The organism is Streptomyces tagetis (assembly GCF_018069565.1).
Classification (GTDB): domain Bacteria; phylum Actinomycetota; class Actinomycetes; order Streptomycetales; family Streptomycetaceae; genus Streptomyces; species Streptomyces tagetis.
This window is the reverse complement of the sequence record NZ_JAGPNL010000004.1, coordinates 401,079-424,848: the sequence shown is the minus strand read 5'-3', so window position 1 is coordinate 424,848 and position 23,770 is coordinate 401,079. Positions and strand designations below refer to the sequence as shown.

At 72.9% G+C, this 23,770-nt stretch carries 22 protein-coding genes and 1 riboswitch; of the genes, 11 read left to right on the top strand and 11 right to left on the bottom strand.

What is annotated here, in order from left to right:
* Positions 1-99: 99 nt before the first annotated feature.
* Positions 100-507 carry a CBS domain-containing protein gene (locus J5Y05_RS17620; protein ID WP_210873462.1) on the bottom strand — a complete coding sequence of 136 codons (408 nt, stop codon included), beginning with the start codon at positions 505-507 and terminating at the stop codon, positions 100-102.
* Between the two features lie 134 nt (positions 508-641).
* Entirely contained in the window at positions 642-1,442 is an 801-nt protein-coding gene (gene hisN / locus J5Y05_RS17615; RefSeq protein ID WP_210873461.1) for a histidinol-phosphatase, read from the bottom strand.
* A 143-nt stretch (positions 1,443-1,585) separates the two neighbouring features.
* On the opposite strand from hisN, the gene J5Y05_RS17610 reads away from it, so the two are divergent.
* The gene (locus J5Y05_RS17610) at positions 1,586-2,191 is read left to right on the top strand and encodes a TetR/AcrR family transcriptional regulator (RefSeq protein WP_210873459.1); all 606 of its coding nucleotides are present in this window, start codon (positions 1,586-1,588) and stop codon (positions 2,189-2,191) included.
* A gap of 12 nt (positions 2,192-2,203) precedes the next feature.
* On the opposite strand, the gene J5Y05_RS17605 is transcribed toward J5Y05_RS17610, so the two are convergent.
* From J5Y05_RS17605 to J5Y05_RS17590, 4 genes are all read right to left on the bottom strand, one after another.
* Positions 2,204-2,527 carry a DMT family transporter gene (locus tag J5Y05_RS17605; protein ID WP_210873457.1) on the bottom strand — a complete coding sequence of 108 codons (324 nt, stop codon included), beginning with the start codon at positions 2,525-2,527 and terminating at the stop codon, positions 2,204-2,206.
* A gap of 117 nt (positions 2,528-2,644) precedes the next feature.
* Positions 2,645-3,655, bottom strand: coding sequence for a ribosome small subunit-dependent GTPase A (rsgA, locus tag J5Y05_RS17600; protein WP_210873455.1), 1,011 nt, complete (start codon positions 3,653-3,655; stop codon positions 2,645-2,647).
* Between the two features lie 12 nt (positions 3,656-3,667).
* Positions 3,668-4,984 carry a 3-phosphoshikimate 1-carboxyvinyltransferase gene (gene aroA, locus J5Y05_RS17595; RefSeq protein WP_210873453.1) on the bottom strand — a complete coding sequence of 439 codons (1,317 nt, stop codon included), beginning with the start codon at positions 4,982-4,984 and terminating at the stop codon, positions 3,668-3,670.
* Positions 4,985-5,182: 198 nt separating this feature from the next.
* The gene (locus tag J5Y05_RS17590) at positions 5,183-5,905 is read right to left on the bottom strand and encodes a M50 family metallopeptidase (RefSeq protein ID WP_210873451.1); all 723 of its coding nucleotides are present in this window, start codon (positions 5,903-5,905) and stop codon (positions 5,183-5,185) included.
* A 102-nt stretch (positions 5,906-6,007) separates the two neighbouring features.
* Between J5Y05_RS17590 and J5Y05_RS17585 the strand changes: the two genes are divergently transcribed.
* The 10 genes from J5Y05_RS17585 (at position 6,008) to J5Y05_RS17540 (ending at position 16,707) form a co-directional block, all read left to right on the top strand.
* Positions 6,008-6,823: an SOS response-associated peptidase gene (locus J5Y05_RS17585; protein WP_210873449.1), complete on the top strand. Its 816-nt coding sequence runs from the start codon at positions 6,008-6,010 to the stop codon at positions 6,821-6,823.
* 1 nt (position 6,824) lies between these two features.
* Positions 6,825-7,472, top strand: a complete 648-nt coding sequence (locus J5Y05_RS17580) for an alpha/beta hydrolase family protein (protein WP_210873447.1) — start codon at positions 6,825-6,827, stop codon at positions 7,470-7,472.
* Between the two features lie 307 nt (positions 7,473-7,779).
* Positions 7,780-8,463 carry an RNA polymerase sigma factor SigR gene (gene sigR / locus J5Y05_RS17575; RefSeq protein ID WP_210873445.1) on the top strand — a complete coding sequence of 228 codons (684 nt, stop codon included), beginning with the start codon at positions 7,780-7,782 and terminating at the stop codon, positions 8,461-8,463.
* Positions 8,460-8,771 (top strand): mycothiol system anti-sigma-R factor, encoded by a 312-nt coding sequence (rsrA, locus tag J5Y05_RS17570; RefSeq protein WP_210873443.1) that lies wholly within the window; start codon positions 8,460-8,462, stop codon positions 8,769-8,771. Before sigR ends, rsrA begins: the two co-directional genes overlap by 4 nt.
* A 168-nt stretch (positions 8,772-8,939) precedes the next feature.
* Complete coding sequence (locus tag J5Y05_RS17565; RefSeq protein ID WP_210873442.1) at positions 8,940-10,307, top strand: HD-GYP domain-containing protein; 1,368 nt, start codon at positions 8,940-8,942, stop codon at positions 10,305-10,307.
* Positions 10,308-10,815: 508 nt separating this feature from the next.
* Complete coding sequence (locus J5Y05_RS17560) at positions 10,816-12,060, top strand: HD-GYP domain-containing protein (RefSeq protein ID WP_210873440.1); 1,245 nt, start codon at positions 10,816-10,818, stop codon at positions 12,058-12,060.
* A 114-nt stretch (positions 12,061-12,174) separates the two neighbouring features.
* Complete coding sequence (locus J5Y05_RS17555) at positions 12,175-13,155, top strand: tetratricopeptide repeat protein (RefSeq protein ID WP_210873438.1); 981 nt, start codon at positions 12,175-12,177, stop codon at positions 13,153-13,155.
* Positions 13,156-13,327: 172 nt separating this feature from the next.
* The gene (gene def, locus J5Y05_RS17550) at positions 13,328-13,978 is read left to right on the top strand and encodes a peptide deformylase (RefSeq protein ID WP_210873436.1); all 651 of its coding nucleotides are present in this window, start codon (positions 13,328-13,330) and stop codon (positions 13,976-13,978) included.
* Between the two features lie 276 nt (positions 13,979-14,254).
* Positions 14,255-15,334 (top strand): epi-isozizaene synthase, encoded by a 1,080-nt coding sequence (gene cyc1 / locus J5Y05_RS17545; protein WP_210873434.1) that lies wholly within the window; start codon positions 14,255-14,257, stop codon positions 15,332-15,334.
* Positions 15,331-16,707, top strand: a complete 1,377-nt coding sequence (locus J5Y05_RS17540) for a bifunctional albaflavenone monooxygenase/terpene synthase (protein ID WP_210873432.1) — start codon at positions 15,331-15,333, stop codon at positions 16,705-16,707. Before cyc1 ends, J5Y05_RS17540 begins: the two co-directional genes overlap by 4 nt.
* Before the next feature lie 80 nt (positions 16,708-16,787).
* Here J5Y05_RS17540 and J5Y05_RS17535 read toward each other — a convergent pair whose 3' ends face one another.
* From J5Y05_RS17535 to J5Y05_RS17515, 5 genes are all read right to left on the bottom strand, one after another.
* Positions 16,788-17,801, bottom strand: a complete 1,014-nt coding sequence (locus tag J5Y05_RS17535; protein WP_210873430.1) for a ribonucleotide-diphosphate reductase subunit beta — start codon at positions 17,799-17,801, stop codon at positions 16,788-16,790.
* Entirely contained in the window at positions 17,801-20,158 is a 2,358-nt protein-coding gene (locus J5Y05_RS17530; RefSeq protein ID WP_210873428.1) for a ribonucleoside-diphosphate reductase subunit alpha, read from the bottom strand. Before J5Y05_RS17530 ends, J5Y05_RS17535 begins: the two co-directional genes overlap by 1 nt.
* Positions 20,159-20,282: 124 nt before the next feature.
* A riboswitch (cobalamin riboswitch) is annotated at positions 20,283-20,414 on the bottom strand.
* A gap of 363 nt (positions 20,415-20,777) precedes the next feature.
* Complete coding sequence (gene mctP / locus J5Y05_RS17525) at positions 20,778-22,406, bottom strand: monocarboxylate uptake permease MctP (RefSeq protein ID WP_210873426.1); 1,629 nt, start codon at positions 22,404-22,406, stop codon at positions 20,778-20,780.
* Entirely contained in the window at positions 22,403-22,669 is a 267-nt protein-coding gene (locus J5Y05_RS17520; protein ID WP_210873425.1) for a DUF3311 domain-containing protein, read from the bottom strand. The genes mctP and J5Y05_RS17520 overlap by 4 nt, the downstream gene beginning before the upstream one ends.
* Before the next feature lie 147 nt (positions 22,670-22,816).
* On the bottom strand, positions 22,817-23,581 hold the full coding sequence (locus J5Y05_RS17515; RefSeq protein WP_210873423.1) for a GntR family transcriptional regulator: 765 nt from the start codon (positions 23,579-23,581) through the stop codon (positions 22,817-22,819).
* Positions 23,582-23,770 lie beyond the last annotated feature (189 nt).

Below are 23,770 nucleotides of genomic sequence, written 5' to 3'. Positions count from 1 at the left end.
GCCGCCAAGGCGGGCCGGACCCCCGGGAACGGGGGTCCGGCCCGTTCGCGTTCCCACCGCCGTACGCGCGTGGACGTACGCCGGGCACCGGGGCCCGGGTCAGGCGGAGACGGCCGGGCTGGCGCGGTTCCCGCGGGCCGGCGCCCAGCAGCGGATGATGTCGCGGACCGAGACCACGCCGACGGGCTCGTCGCGGTCCAGGACGATCAGGTGGCGGAAACCGCCGTGCGCCATCGCCCGCGCCGCCTCCTCCACCGTCCAGGTCGGCGTGGCGAACACGACGTCGGTGGTGGTGTGCGCGTGCGCGTGCTCGCCGTCCGGGTCCTGGCCCCGGCCGACGGAGTCGAGGATGTCCCGTTCGGTGAGGATGCCGATGCCCCCGGCGTCCGGGTCGTACACCACCGCCGCGCCGACCCGGCGCGAGGACATCAGCGTGGCGGCCTGGCGCAGGGTGTGGGCGGGACCGATGGTGAGGACGACCTTGCTCATGGCGTCACGGACGAGCATGGGGTGAGCCACCTCCTGCCGGAGATCAGAATCCGCGGACACCCGGGATTCACGAGTTCACAAGTGGGGGTTCCCCAGAGTGGCAGGTAAAGAGGGGCCCAACAAGGGGGCGCGTAGGGGGACGAAAGGGGCGCTCAGGAGCGTCGGCCGACGTACCCCAGCAGTTCGTCGTGGAGCAGTCCGTTCGACGCCGCCGCGTTGCCGCCGTGCGGGCCGGGCCGGCCGTCGAGGCCCGTGAAGGCGCCGCCCGCCTCCGTGACGATGATCGCGTTGGCGGCCATGTCCCACAGCGACAACTCGGGCTCGGCGCACAGGTCGACCGAGCCCTCGGCGACCATCATGTACGGCCAGAAGTCGCCGTACGCGCGCGTGCGCCACACCGAGCGGGACAGGTCGAGGAAGCCCTCCAACTGCCCCCGCTCCTCCCAGCCGCTCAGCGAGGAGTACGCGAACGAGGCGTCGGAGAGCCGCGACACGCTGGAGACGTGCAGCCGGGACGCCGAGGTCAGGCTGCGCCCGGAGAAGGCGCCGTGGTCCAGCGCGGCCCACCAGCGGCGGCCGAGCGCCGGGGCGGAGACCACACCGACGACCGGCCGGTAACCGCCCTCGGCGGCCTCCATCAGGGAGATGAGGGTGGCCCAGACGGGCACCCCGCGCACGTAGTTCTTGGTGCCGTCGATCGGGTCGATCACCCAGCGGCGCGGGCCGGTGCCCTCCACGCCGTACTCCTCGCCGAGGACGGCGTCGCGCGGCCGGGCGCGCTGGAGGTGGCCGCGGATCAGCTCCTCGGCGGCCTTGTCGGCCTCGGTGACCGGCGTCATGTCCGGCTTGGTCTCGACCTTCAGATCGAGGGCCTTGAAGCGCTCCATCGTCGTGGCGTCGGCGGCGTCCGCGAGGACATGGGCGAGACGGAGATCGTCGAGGTAGTCCGGCATGCCGTCACGGTATCGGCCGGAGGAGGGGCGGGGCCACCAGGGTCGGCCGACGCGGCGTGGCACGGGGGCCGCGGGGAGCCTTGACAGGGGTCCCGGGCGCGTCAAACCTGGGCGCACAGCCGCTCGGCCCGTCGGAGGCGCTGATGCCCGGAGCCCGGGAGTCCCTGCTCGACGCCGCGTCCGGGGCGTTGACCCGACGCCCCTGGTCCGCCGTGCGGATGGTGGAGGTGGCGGCGTCGGCCGGCGTGTCCCGGCAGACGCTGTACAACGAGTTCGGCAGCAAGGACGGCATCGCCCGCGCTCTCGTGCGCCGGGAGGCGGACGCCTACCTGGCCGGCGTCGACCGCGCCCTGTCCGGCGCCGGCGACACCCGCGAGAGGCTCACCGCCACCGCCCAGTGGACCCTGACCGCGGCCCGGGGCAGCGCGCTGGTGCGGGCGCTGCTCACCGGCTGCTGGGACGCCCGGCTGCCCTGCGTGACCCTGCGCCCCGTGCCGTCCTCCGCCCTGATGCCGGCGCAGCGGCGGGCCGACGGTCCGCTGCCCTCGCCCGGCGACCTCGTGGCCCTGGTCCGCGACCGGGCCGTGGCCGCGCTGTCCGGGCCCGGCGCCTCCCGCGCGGAGGCCGTCGACCTAGCCCGCGCGGCGGAACTGACGGCGCGGCTCGCCCTGTCCTGCGTCGCGGCGCCGCCCGAGGGCGGTGTGACGGAGCTGCTGCGGACCGCCCTGCCGCGGAACCTGACGCGGTGAGGGCGCCCGAACTCAGTGCGTCGAGCCCGAGAGTTGCAGGCCCACCACGCCGATGATGACCAGGCTGATCGAGACGATCTTCAGCGTGGAGACCAGGTCGCCAAGGAACACCATCCCGTAGATGGCGGTGCCCGCCGCGCCGATACCCGTCCACACCGCGTACGCCGGACCCACGTCCAGCTTCTTCAGCGAAAGCGTCAACAGGCCGAAACTGCCCAGCGCGAAGGCGCAGAAGGCGACGGTCGGCCAGAGCCGGGTGAAGCCGTGTGAGAGCTTGAGGCACACGGCGAAGCCGGTTTCGAGCACCCCGGCCACGATGACCAGCAGCCACGCCATCTGTCGTCCTCCCGTAACCCCGTACCGTGACCGCTTCGTCAGGTTTTACTCGGGCTTGCATCCGGCTTGGTGCGATTATGCACTTACCGGTACCGGGGCACGGCAAACCACGCGAGGTCAGTCGCCTTCCGTCCGCTCCCGCGTCGCCAGCAGCCGCCGCAGCGAGTACAGCCGCGCCGGGTCGGCGTGTCCCTCGGCGACCCACGCGTCCAGCGCGCACTCCGGTTCGTCGTGGCCGCACGCGCGCGGGCAGTCCGCCGTGCCCGGCACCAGATCGGGGAAAGCCTGGACGACCCGGGACGGGTCGACGTGGGCCAGGCCGAACGACCGTACGCCCGGGGTGTCGACGACCCAGCCGCCCCCGTCCGGCAGCGGCAGCGCCAGCGCCGAGGTCGTGGTGTGCCGGCCGCGCCCGGTGACGGCGTTGACCTTGCCCGTGCTGCGCCGCCGTTCCTCGGCCACCAGCGCGTTGACGAGGGTCGTCTTGCCGACGCCCGAGTGCCCGACGAAGGCGGTGACCTTGCCGTCCAGATGCTCGCGGACCAGCTCGGCGGCCTCCCCGTCCGCCAGCCCCTCGCGGCTGGTGACCACGTAGGGGATGTCCAAGGCGCCGTACAGCTCCAGGAGTTGTTCCGGCGGGGCGAGGTCCGACTTGGTCATCACCAGCAGCGGCGTCAGCCCGCCGTCGAAGGCCGCGACCAGGCAGCGGTCGATGAGCCGGGGGCGCGGCTCGGGGTCGGCGAGGGCGGTGACGATGGCGAGCTGGTCGGCGTTGGCGACGACGACGCGCTCGTAGGGGTCGTCGTCGTCCGCGGTGCGGCGCAGCACCGAGGTGCGCTCCTCGATGCGCACGATCCGCGCGAGCGTGTCCTTCCGCCCGGACAGGTCGCCGACCAGCGCCACCCGGTCGCCCACGACCGCGGCCTTGCGGCCCAGTTCGCGGGCCTTCATCGCCATCACGACCCGGTCCCCGACGAGGCAGGTCAGCCGGCCCCGGTCCACGGTGAGCACGAGCCCCTCGGAGGCGTCCTCGTGCTTGGGCCGCAGGTGCGTGCGCGGCCGGTTGCCCCTGCGGCTGGGCCGGGTGCGGATGTCGTCCTCGTCGGTGTGCTTGCCGTAGCGGCGCATGGCGAACCGTCCCTACGCCCCGAGCATCCCGGTCCACAGGTCGGGGAAGTCGGGCAGTGTCTTCGCGGTCGTCGCCACGTTCTCGATCTCCACGCCCGCGACCGCGAGGCCGATGACCGTGCCGGCGGTGGCCATGCGGTGGTCCTCGTAGGTGTGGAAGACGCCGCCGCGCAGGGGGCGCGGGCGGATGCGCAGCCCGTCGGCGGTCTCGGTGACGTCGCCGCCCAGCGCGTTGATCTCCTTGGTCAGCGCGGCCAGGCGGTCCGTCTCGTGCAGGCGCAGGTGGGCCACGCCGCGCAGGGTCGAGGGGGAGTCCGCGAGGGCGGCGACGGCCGCGATGCCGGGGGTCAGCTCGCCGACCTCGCTCAGGTCGACGTCGATGCCGTGCACGGTGCCCGTGCCGGTGAAGACCAGGCCCTGGTCGGTCAGTTCGCAGGAGCCGCCCATCTCCGTGAAGATCTCGCGGAGCCGGTCGCCGGGCTGGGTGGTGCGCAGCGGCCAGTCCGGGACGACGACCCTGCCGCCGGTCACCAGGGCCGCCGCGAGGAAGGGCTGCGCGTTGGAGAGGTCCGGCTCGATGGTCAGGTCGCGGCCGAGCAGCGCGCCCGGCGTGACCCGCCAGACGTCGGGCTCGCCGCCGGCCTCCGGCGTGTCCACCTGGGCGCCGGCCGAGCGCAGCATGTCGACGGTCATCCGGATGTGCGGCATCGAGGGCAGTGCCGAGCCGGTGTGGCGGACCTCGACGCCCTGGTTGAAGCGCGGGCCGGAGAGCAGCAGGGCGCTCACGAACTGTGAGGAGGAGGACGCGTCGACCTCGACCGGGCCGCCCTCCAGGGCGCCGCCGCCGTGCACGGTCATCGGCAGGGCGCCGCGCCCGTCGTCGTCGATGCGGGCGCCGAGGGCGCGCAGCGCGTCGATCACGCCGTGCAGGGGGCGCTCGTAGGAGCGGGGGTCGCCGTCGAAGCGGACGGGGCCGTCGGCGAGCGTGGTCACCGGCGGCAGGAAGCGCATCACCGTGCCGGCGTTGCCGACGTCGACGGTGGCCGGTCCGCGCAGCCCGGCCGGGATGACCCGCCAGAACTCGCCGGTGCCGTCCGGGCCGACGCCCTCCTCGATCTCGATGCCCAGCGTGCGCAGCGCCTCGGCCATCAGCAGGGTGTCGCGCGAGCGCAGCGGGCGGCGCAGCCAGCCGGGCTCGGATGCGAGGGCGGCCAGCACCAGTGCGCGGTTGGTGACCGATTTCGATCCCGGCACATGAACGGTGGCGTCGACGGCGCCGCTCGCGTGGGGAGCGGGCCAGAGGGCGGACTGCGCGGAATTCACGGACATGGGCCCCACTTTAGTGGCTCCCCACGAACGGAGATCTTGATCGAAGTTGGCGGAACCCGACCGAACCGCGAACACCTGGGATGTACTGCGCGGATACGCGTGAGCGTTCCCCTCTTTCGAGTGTGCTCGCCACGGGACCGCCGCCGTCCACCGGACGGGTTCGCCGAGGCCCTCGCGCGGGCGCTTTCGTGAGGCGTCTCACAGCTCCAGCAGCCATCGCCCGCCGCCGAGCAGCGAGCACAGCGACACCACGTGGAAGAGGAGGAACCACACCGCCGCCGGGGCGTGGGTCAGCCGGGCGAGCTGGTCCGCGTCCGAGTCGCCCGCGCCGCCCCGGGACCGCGCGATCTGGAGCTCGAACGCCGGCCGCACCCCGCCGAGCAGCAGGAACCACACCACCGCGTACGCGAACGCCGCCTGCACCTGCGGACCGGTCAGCCACGACACCAGGACGAAGGTGCCCCCGCTCACCAGCACCGTCAGCACCCCGTACGGATTGCGCACCATCACCAGCAGGGCCAGCAGCAGCCCCGTGGCCAGCCACAGCAGCAGCGTGATCCGGCCCGAGGCCAGCAGCGCGGCGCCGCCCAGCCCCAGCAGCGGGGGAGCGGTGTACCCGGCCACCGCGGTGAGGATCATGCCGATCCCGTGCGGTTTGCCCCGGCTGACCGTGAGGCCGCTGGTGTCGGTGTGCAGCGTGATCCCGGTCAGGGTGCGCCCGGTGAGCAGCGCCACGAGGCCGTGGCCGCCCTCGTGCGCGATGGTGATCGCGTTGCGGGCCACGCGCCAGCTCCCGCGCCAGGCGACGACGGCGACCGCGGCGGCCAGCGTCGCGATCACCACCCACAGGTCGGGGCCGGGCTGGGTGCCGGAGACCTCGTCCCAGAGGGTGGCGAGCGAGGCGGATGCGAGGTGGTCCATGGGAGGTGGGGGCTCCTCGGGTGCGCGGACGGGCGGATGCGGTGCCGGGTGCCTGTCGGAGCCGGTGGCCGGGACAGGGACGGGCCTGGCAGTGTGGCACGTATGTGCGGACGGTATGCGGCCAGTCGCGGACCCGAGGATCTCGCGGGAGTCTTCGGGATCGAGACCTGGGAGCCCGAGGAGACCCTGGAACCCGACTACAACGTGGCCCCGACCAAGGAGGTCTACGCGGTCCTGGAACGCCCCCTGAAGGGCAGCCCCGACCCGCGGCCCGCCCGGCAGTTGCGCCGGCTGCGCTGGGGGCTGGTGCCCTCCTGGTCCAGGACGCCCGAGGGCGCCGCCCGGATGATCAACGCCCGCGCGGAGACCGTCCACGAGAAGCCGTCCTACCGCCAGGCGTTCGCCACCCGCCGCTGCCTGCTCCCCGCCGACGGCTACTACGAGTGGGTCACCGGCCGCCAGGAGCGGGAACTGGAGGTCGAGGGGCGCCGCAAACGGCCCCGCAAGCAGCCCTACTTCGTCACCCCGGCCGACGGCTCGGTCTTCGCCATGGCCGGGCTGTACGAGTTCTGGCGGGACCCCACGCTGCCGGACGGCCACCCCCGGGCCTGGTGGGTGACGTGCGCGGTGATCACCACCGAGGCGGAGGACACCCCCCTCGCCGCCGCCCCGGCCGACGGGCCCGGCTCCCTCGCCGAGATCCACCCCCGGATGCCGCTGATGCTGACGCCCGACCGGTGGGACGACTGGCTCGACCCGGCCCGCACCGACCCCGGCGACCTGGCCGGACTGCTGATCCCGCCGCCCCCCGGGCTGCTGCGCGCCCACCCGGTCCCCACGGCCGTCAGCAACGTCCGCAACAACGGGCCGGAACTGCTCAAGGAGCTGGAGGCGCCGGAAGAGGGCACACTCTTCTGACGTGACGAACGCGACAGGCCGGACCACGCAGACCCTGGAGACCGACGCGGGCACCGCCCGCCTCACCTGGCACCGGGCCGACCGGCCCCGCCTCCTGCTGGCCCTGGGCCACGGCGCGGGCAGCGGCGTCGAGGCGCGCGACCTGCGGGCGCTGGCCGAGGCGCTGCCCGCCCACGGCGTCACCGTCGCCCTGGTGGAACAGCCCTGGAGGGTGGCCGGAAGGAGACTGGCGCCCGCGCCGAAGACCCTGGACACCGGCTGGCGCGGCATCTGGCCCGCCCTGGCCGCGACCGGAGTGCCGGTGATCTCCGGCGGGCGCAGCGCCGGGGCCCGGGTCGCCTGCCGCACCGCCGCCGAACTGGGCGCCCGCGCCGTCCTCGCGCTCGCCTTCCCGCTGCACCCGCCGGGCCGGCCCGAACGCTCCCGGGCCGGGGAACTGCTCGGCACCGGCGTGCCCACCCTCGTCGTGCAGGGTGCCCGGGACCCCTTCGGCCGCCCGGAGGAGTTCCCGGACGGAGCGCACCGCCTGGTCGCCGTCCCCTCCGCCGACCACGGCCTCGCCGTCCCCAAACGGGCCGGAACCGGCCAGGACGAGGCCCTCGCCCTCGTCACCGACGCCGTCGCCGCGTGGACCCGGTCACTGGCGTGACGCCCCGGGAATGTCCGGCGCCCCGGCACTGTTGTGCCGAATGTACCGAGCTGATATCAGCGCCGACGCCGTAGGAGAGGAAGTCCGCCGCATGGGTTCGACCTTCTGCCCACCCGTCCCGCAGTCCCCGGTGGACGGGTCGCTCCCGGCGGGAACCGAGAAGGGCGGGAGCAGCCGCTCCGGCCTCGACTGGACGGTGCTCCACGCGGCCCGGACCGCCCCCGTTCGAGCGGCGGGCGGACCGGATCGTCGTCTATCCTCCGATTCGAGTGGGACCGGTTCCGGCTCCACGACATCACTGGAGGAGGTGGGTCCGGTCACTGGGACCGACGCAGGGACCGAACACGGCCAGGCGGAGCAGCCCGAGGGCCGGGGCACGGGCGCGGAGTCGGCCGCGGAGCGCAGCGCGCGCTTCGAGCGGGACGCGCTCGAATTCCTCGACCAGATGTACTCGGCCGCGCTGCGCATGACGCGTAACCCTGCCGACGCGGAGGACCTGGTGCAGGAGACCTACGCCAAGGCGTACGCGTCCTTCCACCAGTTCCGCGAGGGCACCAACCTCAAGGCGTGGCTGTACCGGATTCTCACCAACACCTTCATCAACTCGTACCGCAAGAAGCAGCGCGAACCCCAGCGCAGCGCGGCCGAGGACATCGAGGACTGGCAGCTCGCGCGGGCCGAGTCGCACATGTCGACGGGGCTGCGCTCCGCCGAGTCGCAGGCGCTCGACCACCTGCCCGACTCGGACGTGAAGGAGGCCCTCCAGGCGATCCCGGAGGAGTTCCGGATCGCCGTGTACCTGGCCGACGTGGAGGGCTTTGCGTACAAGGAGATCGCGGACATCATGGGGACACCCATCGGTACGGTGATGTCCCGTCTGCACCGGGGCCGCCGTCAGCTCCGCGGGATGCTGGAGGACTACGCCCGCGACCGCGGACTGGTCCCGGCCGGCGCCGGAGAGTCGAACGAAGCGAAAGGCTCGGGGTCATGAGCTGCGGAGAGCCGCACGAGACGGATTGCAGCGAAATCCTCGATCATCTCTATGAGTTCCTCGACCGCGAGATGCCGGATTCCGACTGCGCGAAGTTCGAGCACCACTTCGAGGAGTGCTCGCCCTGCCTGGAGAAGTACGGGCTGGAGCAGGCCGTCAAGAAGCTGGTCAAGCGGTGCTGCGGCCAGGACGACGTGCCGGGCGACCTGCGCGCCAAGGTCATGGGCCGCATCGACCTGATCCGCTCGGGCCAGTCCGTGCCCGAGCACGACGTCACCGCCGCGCCGCCGGCTCCCCAGGAGTCCTGAGCCGGACCCCGGCCCCGCCGCGCCCCTCGCCCCCGGTACCCCGGGGGCCCGCGCGTCGCCTCCGGCGGGCCCATCACTCGTCCGTGCTAATCCGAGGCTTATCGGCCCACGCCACCCCCCTGCCGTCCTAGGCTCCGAGCCTGACAGACATGGCCGGGGGAGGGGCACATGGACGTGGTACCGGCACGGGCACGTGTCTACGTCGCCGGTGCCGTCCTCGCCGCCCTGCTCTGCCTCTGCCCGCTGCCCCTGGCCCACCCCCACGGGTGGGCCGTGCTGCTGCTCGCCGGGCTCTACGCGGGCGGCGAGCGGATCGCCCGCTCCCGCGCCGTCGGCACCTGCTACCCCATCCTGCTCACCGGCGCCTTCCTGCTGCCGCCGCCCGCCGCCGCCTTCGTGGCGCTGCCCGGCGCGCTGCTCGCCCCGGCGGAGTCCCCGGCCGGGCGGGACTCCCGGCTGCGCCGCGTCTGGCGGGCCGCGCAACTCGTCCTCGCCGTCCGCGCCGCCGCCCGGACCCACGACCTGCTCGGCGGTCAGGACGCCGTCCTCGGCCCCCGCTTCCCGTACGCGCTGCTGCCGGCCGGTGCCGCCGTCCTCGCCTTCTGCCTGGTGCTGACGCTCCTCGACGGCGGCATCCTCGCGCTGGCCGAGCGGGTCCCTGCCCGGCGGGCCTGGCGGGGGCACTTCCTCCGCTCGCTCGCCCCGATCACCGTGCACGGGCTCGCCGCGCTGATGATGGCCGTCCTGTGGCACAGCCCGTACGGTCCCGTCGCCGCGCTGCTGGTGCTGCCGCCGATGTGGGTCTCGTGGTGGGCCTTCGCCCAGTACGACCGGGAGCGCGCCGCCCACCAGGCCACCATCCGCGCCCTGGTGCAGGCCGTCGACCTCAAGGACGGCTACACCCGCGGCCACAGCGAGCGGGTCGGCCGCGCCTCGATGATGATCGCCCGCGAACTGGGCATGGACGCCGAGCGGGTCGAGACGCTCCGCTTCGCCGGCATCCTGCACGACGTGGGCAAGCTCGGCGTGCCGACCCGGCTGCTGCGCAAGGAGGGGCCGCTGACGCCCGAGGAGCGGCGCGTGATCGAACTGCACCCCGAGTACGGCCACGAGATGGTGCGCGGCATCCGCTTCCTGGGCGAGGCGCGCGCCGCCGTCCTCCACCACCACGAGCGCCTCGACGGCAGCGGCTACCCCTACGGGCTGGCCGGCGGCCAGATCCCCGAGTCGGCCCGGGTGGTCGCCGTCGCCGACGCCTTCGACGCGATGACCTCCACCCGCTCCTACCGCCGGGCCCGCCCGGTCTCCGCCGCCGTCGAGGAGCTCCAGCGGTGCGCGGGCTCGCAGTTCGACCCGCGCATGGTCGGCGCCCTCGTCCGCGCCCTGGGCAGCCACGGCTGGCAGCCCGCGGTCACCTCCGACGCGGTCACGCCCGCCGCCCCCGCCTCGTCCGCTCCCGTCACCGCCGTGCCCTCGCCGGAGGCCGGACAGGAGGACCCCGCCGCCCGCGACAGCGTCGGACGGGGCACCCGGTGACGCGGCCAGCCGCGCGTCCGGGTCCGACGGCGGCCGGGGAGGACCGGCGTCCGCCGGAGACCGCCCTACCGGGGGCGCACACGGCACACGCGCGGGCGCGGGAGCCGCATGCCGCGCTCTCCGGCGGCGCCGTGCTTCCCGGCCTCGCCGCGGGGCGCGATGTGCGGGCCGGGGGCCCTGGTGCCGTGGTGAGGCCCGCTGCTCCCGCCCGGCGGGGCTTACGGACCGCGGGCCCCGGAGCCGCCGTGCCCCCTGGCTCCCGGGCGGGGCGGAGGGCGCGGCACGTGCGCCTCGGCGCCCCCGTGTCCCCCGGCCCCTGCGGCGGGTGGAGGCGGGGCGCCGCGGGCCCTGGCGCCGCCGCGCCTACGGCCCCCGCCTCGGTGTCTTTCGCCGCGGTGCGCCCCTCCGCCCCCGCGCCCTCCGCCCCCGCCGGCAGGCGGTACGCCCCGGTCGCGGGTGCGGGGCAGGCCGGGGCTGTCGTGCCCTCGTCCCGGTGGGGTGCCCGGTGATGGCGCCCCGGACCCCCGCCGTGCTGGTCCTCACCCGTGCCTGTGCCGGCCTCACCGCCACCGTCTGCCTCGCCCGCGTGCTGTGGACCGGGGTGGCCGACCGGCCCGTCGCCCTCGCCTTCGGCCTCCTCGTCGCCCTCGGCGAACTCACCCGCCGCACCGGCGCCGAGACCCGCGAGACCGCCCCCCTCGCCGCCGCCGGGGCGCTCGCCTACGCGCTGCTCGGGGAGATCGGCGAGCAGCCCGCCCGGCACGGCGTCGCCCAGACCGTCGCCGTCGTGCTCGCCGCCTCCCTGCTCGGCAGCGTGCCCTACATCGCGCGCGGCAGCGGTCCCCTGCTCGACCAGCTCACCCGCCGCGTCCTCACCGTCACCTTCGCCGCCGTCTGCTTCCAGCCCCTCTCCCACCAGGGCGCCTTCCGCGACTGGGGCGGCCCCGGCCACGCCCTGCTGCTCATCGCCCTGCTCGCCCTCACCGCGCTCTGCGACGCCGTCCTCGCCGCCGCCCCCGCCCGCGCCCGCACCGGCTGGCCCCTCGGCCCGCTGCTCCGCGAGGAACTGCGCGGCATGGCCGGCATCACCTCCGCGGTCTGCGCGACCGGCGCCGTGATGGCGCTCGCGGTGGCCGTCGCCGGCCTGTGGGCGCTGCCCGTCCTCTCCGTCCCGCTGCTGCTCACCCAGCTCTCCTACCGGCGCTACGCCGCCGTCCGCGCCACCTACCGGCAGACCATCGCCTCGCTCGCCCGCGCCACCGAGATCGCCGGGTACACCCCGGCCGGGCACGCCCGGCGCGTCGCCGAACTCAGCGGGGCCGTCGGCCGCGAGCTGGGCCTGTCCGGGCCCGAGCTGACCGTCCTGGAGTACGCCGCCCTCATGCACGACATCGGACAGCTCAGCCTCGTCGACCCGGTCCCGGCCGGCGCCACCGCCGCGCTGCCGCTCGCCGAACAGCGGCGGATCGCGCTCCTCGGCGGCGCCGTCGTCCGCCAGACCGGCGTCGACGCCGCCGTCGCCGTGGTCGTCGAGCGGCAGGCCGACCCCTGCCGGGACCAGCCCCTTGCCGCGCGGATCATACGGGCGGTCAACGCCTACGAGGAGAAGGCCCGGGACTCCGGACCCGGCGGCAGCCTCACCGCCCTCGAAGAGCTGCGCCTGGCCGCCGCGGGCGACTACGCTCCGGAAGTCGTGGAAGCGCTGGCCCGGGTGCTCTCCCGAGGCAGCCTCACCGTGCCCGCCGAGGGATAACCCATGGGTAATGAGCGCCCCCGCGGCCGTACATGGTTTGATGCGCAGGAGAGGGTGTCCGGGGGCACGGGAAGGCACGGCCAGCCCACCGTACGGAACTGGCAGGCGGGAATCGTGAGGATCTTCGGCAAGGGACGGAACCGGCCCTCCGCCTCCTGGCGGCAGGCCACCGACCGGGCGTTCACGCTGATCGGCGACGGTCGCTACGAGGACGCGGGCGCGCTGCTGACGCGGGCCGCCGACCTGGAACCCTGGCTGTCGGAGTCGTGGTTCAACCTGGCCCTGCTGCACAAGTTCCGGCACGACTGGGAGCAGGCCCGCGCCGCCGGGCTGCGGGCCGTCGCCCTGCTCGACCGGGACCTCGGCGCTCCCGACTGGTGGAACGTCGGCATCGCCGCCACCGCCCTCCAGGACTGGCCGCTGGCCCGCCGCGCCTGGCAGGCGTACGGGCTGCGCACCCCCGGCGACGCCACCGACGCCGGCGAGCCCCTCGGCATGGACCTCGGCAGCGCCGCCGTACGCCTCTCCCCCGAAGGGGAGGCCGAGGTGGTGTGGGGCCGGCGGCTGGACCCCGCCCGGATCGAGGTCCTCTCCATCCCGCTGCCCTCCTCCGGACGGCGCTGGGGCGAGGTCGTCCTGCACGACGGGGTGCCGCACGGCGAACGCACCACCGCCGCCGGACACGCCTACCCCGTCTTCGACGAGATCGAGCTGTGGGCGCCCTCGCCCGTGCCCACCTGGGTGGTGCTCCTGGAGGCCGCCACCGAGGCCGACCGGGACGCCCTGGAACAGCTCGCCGCCGACGCCGGTTTCGCCGCCGAGGACTGGTCGTCCTCGGTCCGGCTGCTGTGCCGGATGTGCTCCGAGTCCCGGATGCCCTCCGACGAGGGCGACGGCGAGCACCTCGACCCGCACGACCACAGCGAGCCGGGCCACCCCGGCCCGCTCGGCCACCGCACCGACGGCCAGCTCTGGGTGCCGGAGCGCGAGTGCGGGGTGGCCGCCCCGGCCGCGCTGGTGCGCGGGCTGCTGGACGGCTGGGTCGCCGACAGCCCCGACTCCCGGGACTGGCGCGACCTCGAAGAGGTCTGCTGAGCCCACGGCGCCCGCCCACGAGGGCCCGCCGCCTCGTCGTACCCCGACGGAGCCGCCGCCTCGTCGTACCCCGCCGGAGCCGTCGACCGGACCGTGCCCCCGCCGGGGCCCGGCCCCGTACCCTGTATCCAGCATCGAAAAGGGTCACAGTTCAGGAAGGCGTTCGTCGGTCATGGCGCAGCAGGACACCGATCAGCAGCACGCGGGCGTGCTCCCCGTGGACGACGACGGCTATGTCGTCGACACCGACGACTGCGAGGAGCGGGAGGCCGCCTGGTGCGAGCGCGGCACCTCGCGCCCGATCACCGTGGTCGGCCACCCGGCCCTGCACAAGGAGTGCCAGGACGTCACCGACTTCGGCGAGGAGCTCCAGCAGCTCGTCGCCGACATGTTCGCCAGCCAGCGCACCGCCGAGGGCGTGGGCCTGGCCGCCAACCAGATCGGCGTCGACCGCAAGGTCTTCGTCTACGACTGCCCCGACGACGAGGGCGTCCGCCACGTCGGCGTGGTCTGCAACCCGAAGCTCGTCGAACTCCCCGCCGACCGGCGCCGCCTGGACGACAACAACGAGGGCTGCCTCTCGGTGCCGACCGCCTACGCGCCGCTCGCCCGCCCCGACTACGCCGAGGTGACCGGGCAGGACGAGAAGGGCAACCCGGTCAAGGTGCGCGGCACCGGCTACTTCGCCCGCTGCCTCCAGCACGAGACCGACCACCTCTACGGCCACCTCTACATCGACCGGCTCTCCAAGCGCGAACGCAAGGACGCGCTGCGGCAGATGGCCGAGAACGAGCCGCGCTACCCCGTGGTCGCCAACGGCTGAGACACCCGGGGCCCGGCCCCGCGCACGGCGCCTGTTCGGTATCGACCGAACGGGCGCCGTTCTTTTCTCCATCACCTGTTCGAACCGTGCCTCCCGCCCGGATTCCGAAGCTGCCACACACCAGGAGAAGTCCGGCACCGGGGGGTGGTGAATGAAGCAAATCCGTTCCCAGGACGGTCAGTTGTGGTGCTGAATGGGAAGTGCGGGGATACGCAACGGCGCACGCCCCGCTCAGTGGGAGGGGTGCGCCACCGGCGGCTGAGAGGGGTTCAGTTCGTGCATGCTTTCTCACACGGCACCACAGCGACACCGACCGCGGTACCACCACGGCTCGCACTCCCGGTGATCGAGGCGGAATTCCCCCGCCGGCTCCACCCGTATTGGCCCAGACTCCAGGAGAAGACGCGCACCTGGCTGCTGGAAAAGCGGCTCATGCCCGCCGACAAGGTCGAGGAGTATGCCGACGGGCTGCGCTACACCGATCTCATGGCGGGCTACTACCTGGGCGCCCCCGACGCGGTCCTCCAGGCGATAGCGGACTACAGCGCCTGGTTCTTCGTCTGGGACGACCGGCACGACCGCGACATCGTGCACGACCGCCCCGCCGCCTGGCGCCGGCTGCGCCGGAACCTGCACACGGCACTCGACTCCCCCGCAGACCACCTGCACCACCGGGACACGCTGGTCGCCGGGTTCGCCGACAGCGTGCTGCGGCTGTACGCCTTCCTCCCGCGGACCTGGAACGCCCGCTTCGCCCGGCATTTCCACGAGGTGATCGAGGCGTACGACCGCGAATTCCACAACCGTACCCACCACATCGTGCCCGGCGTCGAGGAATACCTCGCCCTGCGCCGGCTCACCTTCGCCCACTGGATATGGACCGACCTCCTGGAGCCCAGCGCGGGACGCGAACTCCCGGATTCCGTGAGGAAACACCCCGCATACCGTCGGGCCGCACTGCTCAGCCAGGAATTCGCCGCCTGGTACAACGACCTCTGTTCGCTTCCCAAGGAACTCGCCGGAAACGAGGTCCACAATCTCGGCATCAGTCTCGTCACGCATGAGGGACTGACCCTGGACGAAGCGATCGGTGAAGTCCGGCGGCGGATCGAGGAATGCATCTCCGCATTCCTCGACGCGGAACAGGACGTGATACGGCTCGCCGACACGCTCGCCGACGGAACCGTTCACGGAAAGGAACTGAGCGGCGTCGTGCGGACCCATGTGGCCAATATGCGGAACTGGTTCAGCTCCGTCTACTGGTTCCACCACGAGTCCGGCCGCTACCGGGTCGAGAACTGGGACGACCGGTCCACGCCCCCGTACGTCAACAACGAAACGGCAGGTGACGCATGACCGTCGAGTCCGTCGACCCCGGCACCACCGGGAGCCCGGTGCCGGAACTGCGCGAGCCGCCGGTGGCGGGCGGCGGCGTGCCGCTGCTCGGCCACGGCTGGCGGATGGCCCGCGACCCGCTGGCCTTCATGGCCCAACTGCGCGACCACGGCGACGTCGTCCGCATCAGGATCGGCCCGAAGACCGTGTACGCGGTCACCACCCCCGCGCTCACCGGCGCCCTCGCCCTCAGCCCCGACTACCACATCGCCGGCCCGCTGTGGGAGTCGCTGGAGGGGCTGCTCGGCAAGGAGGGCGTGGCGACCGCCAACGGCCCCCTCCACCGGCGCCAGCGGCGTACCATCCAGCCCGCCTTCAAACTGGACGCCATCCCCGCCTACGGGCCGATCATGGAGGAGGAGGCGCACGCGCTCACCGAGCGCTGGGCCTCGGGCCGGACCGTCGACTGCACCTCCGAGTCCTTCCGCGTCGCCGTGCGCGTCGCCGCCCGCTGCCTGCTGCGCGGCCAGTACATGGACGAGCGGGCCGAGCGGCTGTGCGTCTCCCTCGCCACCGTCTTCCGCGGGATGTACCGCCGGATGGTGGTCCCGCTGGGGCCGCTGTACCGGCTGCCGCTCCCCGCCAACCGGGAGTTCAACAGCGCCCTGGCCGACCTGCACCTGCTGGTCGACGAGATCGTCGCCGAGCGCCGCGCCTCCGGACGGCGGCCGGACGATTTGCTGACGGCATTGCTGGAGGCGAAGGACGACAATGGCGATCCGATCGGGGAACAGGAGATCCACGACCAGGTCGTCGCGATCCTCACCCCGGGAAGCGAGACCATCGCCTCCACGATCATGTGGCTGTTGCAGGCGCTCGCCGCACACCCCGAACAAGGCGACCGTATCCGCGACGAAGTCCTGGCGGTGACCGGCGGACGCCCCGTCGCATTCGAGGATGTCCGCAAGCTCACCCACACCAACAATGTCATCGTCGAGGCGATGCGTTTGCGTCCGGCCGTATGGGTATTGACCCGGCGGGCCGTGGTCGACACCGAACTCGGTGGCTATCGCATTCCAGCCGGTTCGGACATCATCTACAGTCCGTACGCGATCCAGCGCGATCCGAAGTCCTACGCGCGGCACCTGGAGTTCGACCCCGACCGGTGGCTTCCGGAACGCGTGACGGAGCTGCCGAAATACGCCATGCGGCCCTTCAGCGTCGGCAATCGCAAGTGCCCGAGCGACCACTTCTCGATGGCGCAGCTCACGCTGATCACCGCGGCGCTCGCCACCGCGTTCCGCTTCGAGCAGGTGGCCGGCTCGAACGACGCCGTCCGGGTGGGGATCACCCTGCGCCCCAACGACCTGCGGGTGCGGCCCGTGGCGCGGTGACCCGCCACGGCGTCGGCCCCCGGACCCGTGAGGGTGCCGGGGGCCGACGGCCGTCGCGGGGCCGGGCGCGGACGGGAGCCTCAGAACTCCTCGTCCAGGTCGACGGTGCCCTCCACCGCCACCTGGTAGGCGGACGGGCGGCGCTCGAAGAAGTTGGTCAGCTCCTGCACGCCCTGCAACTCCATGAAGGAGAACGGGTTCTCGGAGCCGTAGACCGGGGCGAAGCCGAGGCGGGTCAGGCGCTGGTCGGCGACGCACTCCAGGTACTGCCGCATCGACTCGGTGTTCATGCCGGGCAGGCCGTCACCGCACAGGTCGCGCGCGAACTGCAACTCGGCCTCGACGGCCTCCGCCAGCATGGCGGTGACCTGGCGGCCCAGCTCCTCGTCGAACAGCTCCGGCTCCTCCTTGCGCACCGTGTCCACCACGTCGAAGGCGAAGGACATGTGCATCGTCTCGTCCCGGAACACCCAGTTGGTGCCGGTGGCGAGCCCGTGCAGCAGACCGCGGCTGCGGAACCAGTAGACGTAGGCGAAGGCGCCGTAGAAGAACAGGCCCTCGATGCAGGCGGCGAAGCAGATGAGGTTGAGCAGGAAGCGGCGGCGGTCGGCCTCGTTCTCCAGCCGGTCCAGCTTCTCCACCGAGTCCATCCACTTGAAGCAGAACTCGGCCTTCTCCCGGATCGAGGGGATGCTCTCCACCGCGGCGAACGCGGCGGCGCGGTCCTCGGGATCGGGCAGGTAGGTGTCGAGCAGCGTCAGGTAGAACTGGACGTGCACGGCCTCCTCGAAGAGCTGGCGGGACAGGTACAGCCGCGCCTCGGGGGAGTTGATGTGCTTGTACAGCGTCAGCACCAGGTTGTTCGCCACGATCGAGTCACCGGTGGCGAAGAAGGCCACCAGGCGGCCGATCAGGTGCTGCTCGGAGGGGCTGAGCTTGGCGAGGTCGGTGACGTCCGAGTGGAGGTCGACCTCCTCCACGGTCCAGGTGTTCTTGATGGCGTCCCGGTAGCGCTCGTAGAAGTCCGGGTAGCGCATCGGGCGCAGCGTCAGCTCGAAGCCGGGGTCGAGCAGGTTCTTGGTCTGGCTGGTCATTACTGGCAGGCCTCGCAGGACTCGGGGTTTTCCAGGGAGCAGGCGACCGCCTCGGGGTCGGGCGTCGCCTGGACGGGGACGGTGGCGCGAGCGGCCCGCGCGATCCGGGTCGCGGGACGGGAGCGCAGGTAGTACGTGGTCTTCAGCCCCTGCTTCCAGGCGTACGCGTACATCGAGGAGAGCTTTCCGATGGTCGGCGTCTCCAGGAACAGGTTCAGCGACTGCGACTGGTCGAGGTACGGGGTGCGGGCGGCGGCCATGTCGATCAGGCCGCGCTGCGGGATCTCCCAGGCGGTGCGGTACAGGGCGCGCACCTCGTCGGGGACCCACGCGAAGCCCTGCACGGAGCCGTTGGCCTCCCGCAGCGCCTCACGGGTGCGGGCGTCCCAGACGCCGAGCCGCTTGAGGTCGTCCACCAGGTACGAGTTGACCTGGAGGAACTCGCCGGAGAGCGTCTCGCGCTTGAACAGGTTCGACACCTGCGGCTCGATGCACTCGTACACGCCCGCGATGGAGGCGATGGTGGCGGTGGGCGCGATCGCCAGCAGCAGCGAGTTGCGCAGTCCGGTACGGGCGACGCGCTCGCGCAGCGCCTCCCACCGCTTCGGCCAGGTGTGCTCCACGCCGTAGTGGTCCGGGTGCAGCACGCCCCGCGCGGTACGGGTCTTCTCCCAGGCCGGCAGCGGGCCGTTGCGCTCGGCGAGGTCCGCGGAGGTCTCGTACGCCGTGAGCATGATCCGCTCGGCGATCCGGGTGGAGAGGGCCTTCGCCTCGGGGGAGTCGAAGGGCAGGCGGAGCTGGAAGAAGACGTCCTGGAGGCCCATGGCGCCCAGGCCCACCGGGCGCCAGCGGGAGTTGGAGGCCGCCGCCTGCTCGGTCGGGTAGAAGTTGATGTCGACGACCCGGTCGAGGAAGGTGACCGCGGTGCGGACGGTGGCGTCCAGCCGCTCCCAGTCGATGTCGTCGCCGCTCACGAAGGCGCCCAGGTTGACCGAGCCCAGGTTGCAGACCGCCGTCTCCCCGTCGCTGGTGACCTCCAGGATCTCCGTGCAGAGGTTGGAGGAGTGGATGACGTGGCCCGGTTCGGCGGTCTGGTTGGCGGTGCGGTTGGAGGTGTCCTTGAAGGTCATCCAGCCGTTGCCGGTCTGCGCGAGGGTGCGCATCATGCGGCCGTACAGCTCGCGGGCCGGCAGCGTCTTGCGGGCGAGTCCGGCGGCCTCGGCCTTGCGGTAGGCCGCGTCGAACTCCTCGCCGTACAGGTCGGTCAGCTCGGGCACGTCCGAGGGCGAGAACAGCGACCAGGTGCCGTCGGCGTCGACCCGGCGCATGAACTCGTCCGGGACCCAGTGCGCGAGGTTCAGGTTGTGGGTGCGGCGGGCGTCCTCGCCGGTGTTGTCCCGCAGCTCCAGGAACTCCTCGATGTCGGAGTGCCAGGTCTCCAGGTAGACCGCCGCCGCGCCCTTGCGCCGGCCGCCCTGGTTGACGGCGGCGACCGAGGCGTCGAGCGTCTTCAGGAAGGGGACGATGCCGTTGGAGTGCCCGTTGGTGCCGCGGATCAGCGAACCCCGGGAGCGGACGCGGGAGTAGGCGAGGCCGATGCCGCCGGCGTGCTTGGAGAGGCGGGCGACCTGGAGGTAGCGCTCGTAGATGGAGTCCAGCTCGTCCTTGGGGGCGTCCAGGAGGTAGCAGGACGACATCTGGGCGTGCCGGGTGCCGGAGTTGAAGAGGGTGGGGGAGGAGGGCAGGTAGTCCAGCCGGCTCATCAGCCGGTAGAGGTCGGCGACCTCCGCCACCGAGCGGTCCGAGTCGTCCTCGGCGAGACCGGCGGCGACGCGCAGCATGAAGTGCTGGGGCGTCTCGACGACCTTGCGGGTGATCGGGTGCCGCAGCAGGTAGCGGCTGTGCAGGGTGCGCAGGCCGAAGTAGCCGAAGCGGTCGTCGGCGGCCGGGTCGACCAGCGCGTCCAGGCGCTCCGCGTGCAGTCGGACGAAGGCGGCGGTGCGGTCCGCGACCAGCCCCTCGCGGTGACCCGTGGCGACCGACTCGGTGAAGGAGGTGACGCCCTGGGAGGCGGCCTCGGCGCGGATGCCGATGGTGAGCAGCCGGGCGGCCAGCCGCGAGTAGACCGGGTCCTCCGAGATCAGCCCGGCCGCCGCCTCCGTGGCGAGGTCCCGCAGCTCCGCCTCGTCGGCCCGCGCGGACCGGCCGCGCAGCGCGGCGGCGGCGACCCGGCCGGGGTCGGCGCCGGGGAGGTCGGCGGTCAGCGCGGTCAGAGTCCGCAGCAGCGCGGCACCGGGTCCGTCGGGTTCCTCGGTCACCGGGATCGCTGAGGCCGGATCGGCTGGCGCGATGGTCACGTGGGGCACTCCCTCGCTCGGCACGGGGCCTGCGGAGGGCAGGCGGCGGTTCACGAGCGCACGGGGGCGTCGCGTCCACCGGCCCATTCCACGAGGCCCGGACGTCATGGCACCCTGGCCGGACGGCCGGGGCGCGCTGTCGGCAGGTCCTCGGACTCAAGCCTGTGCGGGCCACGCGAACACGCACAAGTACACCGTTGCGGGACAGTTCCGGATTCGCACCGGATTCCCCTGCGGCGACAGCGAGCACGAGCATACATCTTGTGTCAGGCTCCGGGAGCACCCCCAGATGTTGTGTCGGGCCGGTATCGGACGGGCGACTCGGAGTGAGTAGAGTGAGCCCCGGACACCGCCCCCCGGGACACCCCCCGGCCCGCCGGTGATCAGGCTTCGGGGCCCGGCCGACAGGCTTCCCACAGGCGCCTGAGGCGCCCGCCCGTACGCCGTCGGGGACCCCTCCGGACACGCCCGGGAGGCGCTCGGACCCGCCACCCGGTGCCCCGACACGCCGCTCCCGGCCCGGGACACGCCGGCCCCGGCCTCCCGACACGCCGCCGGACACGCCGACGGGCCGCCGGACACGCCCGGCGGCCCGTCGGCCCCGCCTTCCGTCCCGCGGTCAGCGTGTCGGTTCCGCCGTGACCGGCGCCGGCTCCGCCTCGACGCCGGGATCGCCCGCGTCGGCCGTGTAGTCGCCGGGACGCGTCTCGTCGACGCCCTCGGGGGCGCCCGCGGCCTTGAACAGGACCGTCGCCACCACGGTCACGAGGGCGTTGAGCACGAACGCGGTGAGCCCGATGTAGCCGATCTCACCGATGCCCGGGATCTCCTTCGCCGAGCCGCCGAAGTGCTTCTGCGTCGGCGAGGCCACCCCGTACGCGGCGACCGTGCCGTAGACCATGCCGACCGCCCAGCCGGCGAGGAGCGCCCAGCGGTGGAACCAGCGCGTGAACAGGCCGCCGACCAGCGCCGGGAAGGTCTGGAGGATCCAGATGCCGCCCAGGAGCTGGAAGTTGATGGCGACCGTCTTGTCCATGCCCAGCACGAAGACCAGCGCGCCCACCTTCACCAGCAGCGACACCACCTTGGAGACCCGCGTCTCCTGGTGCGGCGTGGCGTCCGGCCGGATGAAGTCCCGGTAGATGTTGCGGGTGAAGAGGTTGGCCGCGGCGATGGACATGATGGCCGCCGGGACCAGCGCGCCGATGCCGATCGCCGCGAAGGCCACGCCCGCGAACCAGTCGGGGAACATGTCCTCGAAGAGCTGCGGGATCGCCAGTTGCCCGTTGCTCACCTCGACCCCGGCCGCGATCGCCATGAAACCGAGCAGGGCCAGCAGGCCGAGCATCAGCGAGTACAGCGGCAGGATCGTGGTGTTGCGGCGGATCACGTCACGGCTGCGAGAGGAGAGCGTCGCGGTGATCGAGTGCGGGTACATGAAGAGCGCGAGCGCCGAGCCCAGCGCCAGCGTGGCGTAGGTCCACTGGCCCGCCTGGCCGGGCGCCAGCGCGCCCCGCGGTTTCCCGGTGGCCGGGTTGGTCTGCTCGAACGCCGCGCCCGCCTTGGCGAAGATGGCGTCGAAGCCGCCCAGTTTGATGGGGATGTAGATGATGGCCACCGCGATCACGAGGTAGATCAGCGTGTCCTTGACGAACGCGATCAGCGCGGGCGCCCGCAGCCCCGACGAGTAGGTGTACGCCGCCAGCACGCCGAAGGCGATCAGCAGCGGCAGGTCCTTGACGAACCAGTGGGTGTCCTCGCCGCCCCCGACGCCCATCACGTCCAGCACCGCCTGGATGCCGACGAGCTGGAGCGCGATGTAGGGCATCGTCGCCAGGATGCCGGTCACGGCCACGGCCAGCGACAGGCCCTTGGAGCCGAACCGGCCGCGCACGAAGTCCGAGGTCGTCACGTAGCCGTGCCGGTGGGAGACCGACCAGAGCCGGGGCAGGAAGGTGAAGATCAGCGGGTAGACCAGGATCGTGTACGGCACCGCGAAGAAGCCCGCCGCGCCCGCCGCGTAGATCGCCGCCGGCACGGCCACGAAGGTGTAGGCCGTGTACAGGTCGCCGCCGAGCAGGAACCAGGTGACCCAGGTGCCGAACGACCGGCCGCCCAGCCCCCATTCGTCGAGGCTGTGCTCGTTCGCGGCCCGCCGCCAGCGCGCGGCCACGAAGCCGAGGACGGTGACGAGCGCGAAGAAAAGGACGAAGACGACGAGCGCGACGACGTTCACCCCGCCGTTCACCGCCTACCACCGCCCGTGCGGGCACCCCGCGCGCGCTGGTCGCGCTGCCAGAGCCGGTACGCCGTCGCCGTCAGCGCCGTCGACAGGAGCACCCACGCCATCTGGTACCAGTAGAAGAACGGGATGCCGATGAAGGCCGGGTCCACCCTCGCGTAGGAGCCGACCCAGAGCATGGCGACGAACGGTGCGAGCAGGCAGAGACCGATGACGACACGCAGCGGTGTCACCGTCGGCGCGCGGTCAACGTGCGGGGGTTGTGGCATGCGGTGGGCTCCGTCCCCTAGTGATCACCTGGTGCGGTGCGCACGAAAATGTAGGTGACGGCCCCGGGGCAGCGGAAGACCACGTTCGGGTATTGGTGCGGACGGGCCGCGGACCGGCCGACGACGCTGCCGACCGGTCGAACTCCCTTAGTCCTGGGGGCGCTTGAGGCGCGCGACGAACTTGTAGCGATCGCCCCGGTACACCGACCGCACCCACTCCACGGGACGGCCGGAGCGGTCCAGCGAGTGCCGGGAGAGCATCAGCATCGGCAGCCCGACGTCGGTGCCGAGCAGCCCCGCCTCGCGCGGGGTGGCCAGCGAGGTCTCGATGGTCTCCTCGGCCTCGGCGAGGTGGACGTCGTACACCTCGGCGAGCGCCGTGTAGAGGGAGGTGTACTTCGCCAGGGAGCGGCGCAGGGCGGGGAAGTGCTTGGCGGACAGGTGGGTGGTCTCGATGGCCATCGGCTCCCCGTTGGCCATGCGCAGCCGCTCGATGCGCAGCACCCGGCCGCCGGCCGTGATGTCCAGCAGCCCGGCGAGCCGGTCGTCGGCGGTGATGTAGCCGATGTCCAGCAACTGCGAGGTGGGTTCGAGGCCCTGCGCCCGCATGTCCTCGGTGTACGAGGTGAGCTGGAGCGCCTGGGAGACCTTGGGCTTGGCGACGAAGGTGCCCTTGCCCTGGATGCGCTCCAGGCGGCCTTCGACGACCAGTTCCTGGAGCGCCTGGCGCACGGTGGTGCGCGAGGTGTCGAACTCCGCGGCGAGGGTGCGCTCGGGCGGGACCGGGGTGCCCGGCGCCTGGGTCCGGACCATGTCGAGCAGGTGTTTCTTCAGTCGGTAGTACTTGGGCACGCGCGCGGTACGGACGGTCGCCCCACCCTCGTTCTCCGCACTGCTGACGTCGGTGCTCATGGTCTGCCTTCCCGGCTCCGGGTCCCGAAACGACCGACGTCCCTCATCGGCCACGGTGCACATCGTGGCACGGCGGCGCACCGGGACGGTCCGGCACGCTCCGTGATCCCCTCTGTATACCCGCGCGCCCCCCGTTGGTCTAGTCCATATCACCGGCTTCCGGCCGCGTCCCGGGCGGGTGGCGAAGGT

Coding starts and splice junctions, on each gene's coding strand:
- def (WP_210873436.1), top strand. CDS start 13,328: ATGGCGCAGCAGGACACCGATCAGCAGCACGCGGGCGTGCTCCCCGTG.
- J5Y05_RS17520 (WP_210873425.1), bottom strand. CDS start 22,669: ATGCCACAACCCCCGCACGTTGACCGCGCGCCGACGGTGACACCGCTG.
- hisN (WP_210873461.1), bottom strand. CDS start 1,442: ATGCCGGACTACCTCGACGATCTCCGTCTCGCCCATGTCCTCGCGGAC.
- rsgA (WP_210873455.1), bottom strand. CDS start 3,655: ATGCGCCGCTACGGCAAGCACACCGACGAGGACGACATCCGCACCCGG.
- J5Y05_RS17565 (WP_210873442.1), top strand. CDS start 8,940: ATGGACGTGGTACCGGCACGGGCACGTGTCTACGTCGCCGGTGCCGTC.
- J5Y05_RS17560 (WP_210873440.1), top strand. CDS start 10,816: ATGGCGCCCCGGACCCCCGCCGTGCTGGTCCTCACCCGTGCCTGTGCC.
- J5Y05_RS17590 (WP_210873451.1), bottom strand. CDS start 5,905: ATGGACCACCTCGCATCCGCCTCGCTCGCCACCCTCTGGGACGAGGTC.
- aroA (WP_210873453.1), bottom strand. CDS start 4,984: ATGTCCGTGAATTCCGCGCAGTCCGCCCTCTGGCCCGCTCCCCACGCG.
- rsrA (WP_210873443.1), top strand. CDS start 8,460: ATGAGCTGCGGAGAGCCGCACGAGACGGATTGCAGCGAAATCCTCGAT.
- J5Y05_RS17610 (WP_210873459.1), top strand. CDS start 1,586: ATGCCCGGAGCCCGGGAGTCCCTGCTCGACGCCGCGTCCGGGGCGTTG.
- J5Y05_RS17535 (WP_210873430.1), bottom strand. CDS start 17,801: ATGACCAGCCAGACCAAGAACCTGCTCGACCCCGGCTTCGAGCTGACG.
- J5Y05_RS17540 (WP_210873432.1), top strand. CDS start 15,331: ATGACCGTCGAGTCCGTCGACCCCGGCACCACCGGGAGCCCGGTGCCG.
- J5Y05_RS17620 (WP_210873462.1), bottom strand. CDS start 507: ATGCTCGTCCGTGACGCCATGAGCAAGGTCGTCCTCACCATCGGTCCC.
- J5Y05_RS17515 (WP_210873423.1), bottom strand. CDS start 23,581: ATGAGCACCGACGTCAGCAGTGCGGAGAACGAGGGTGGGGCGACCGTC.
- J5Y05_RS17585 (WP_210873449.1), top strand. CDS start 6,008: ATGTGCGGACGGTATGCGGCCAGTCGCGGACCCGAGGATCTCGCGGGA.
- J5Y05_RS17605 (WP_210873457.1), bottom strand. CDS start 2,527: ATGGCGTGGCTGCTGGTCATCGTGGCCGGGGTGCTCGAAACCGGCTTC.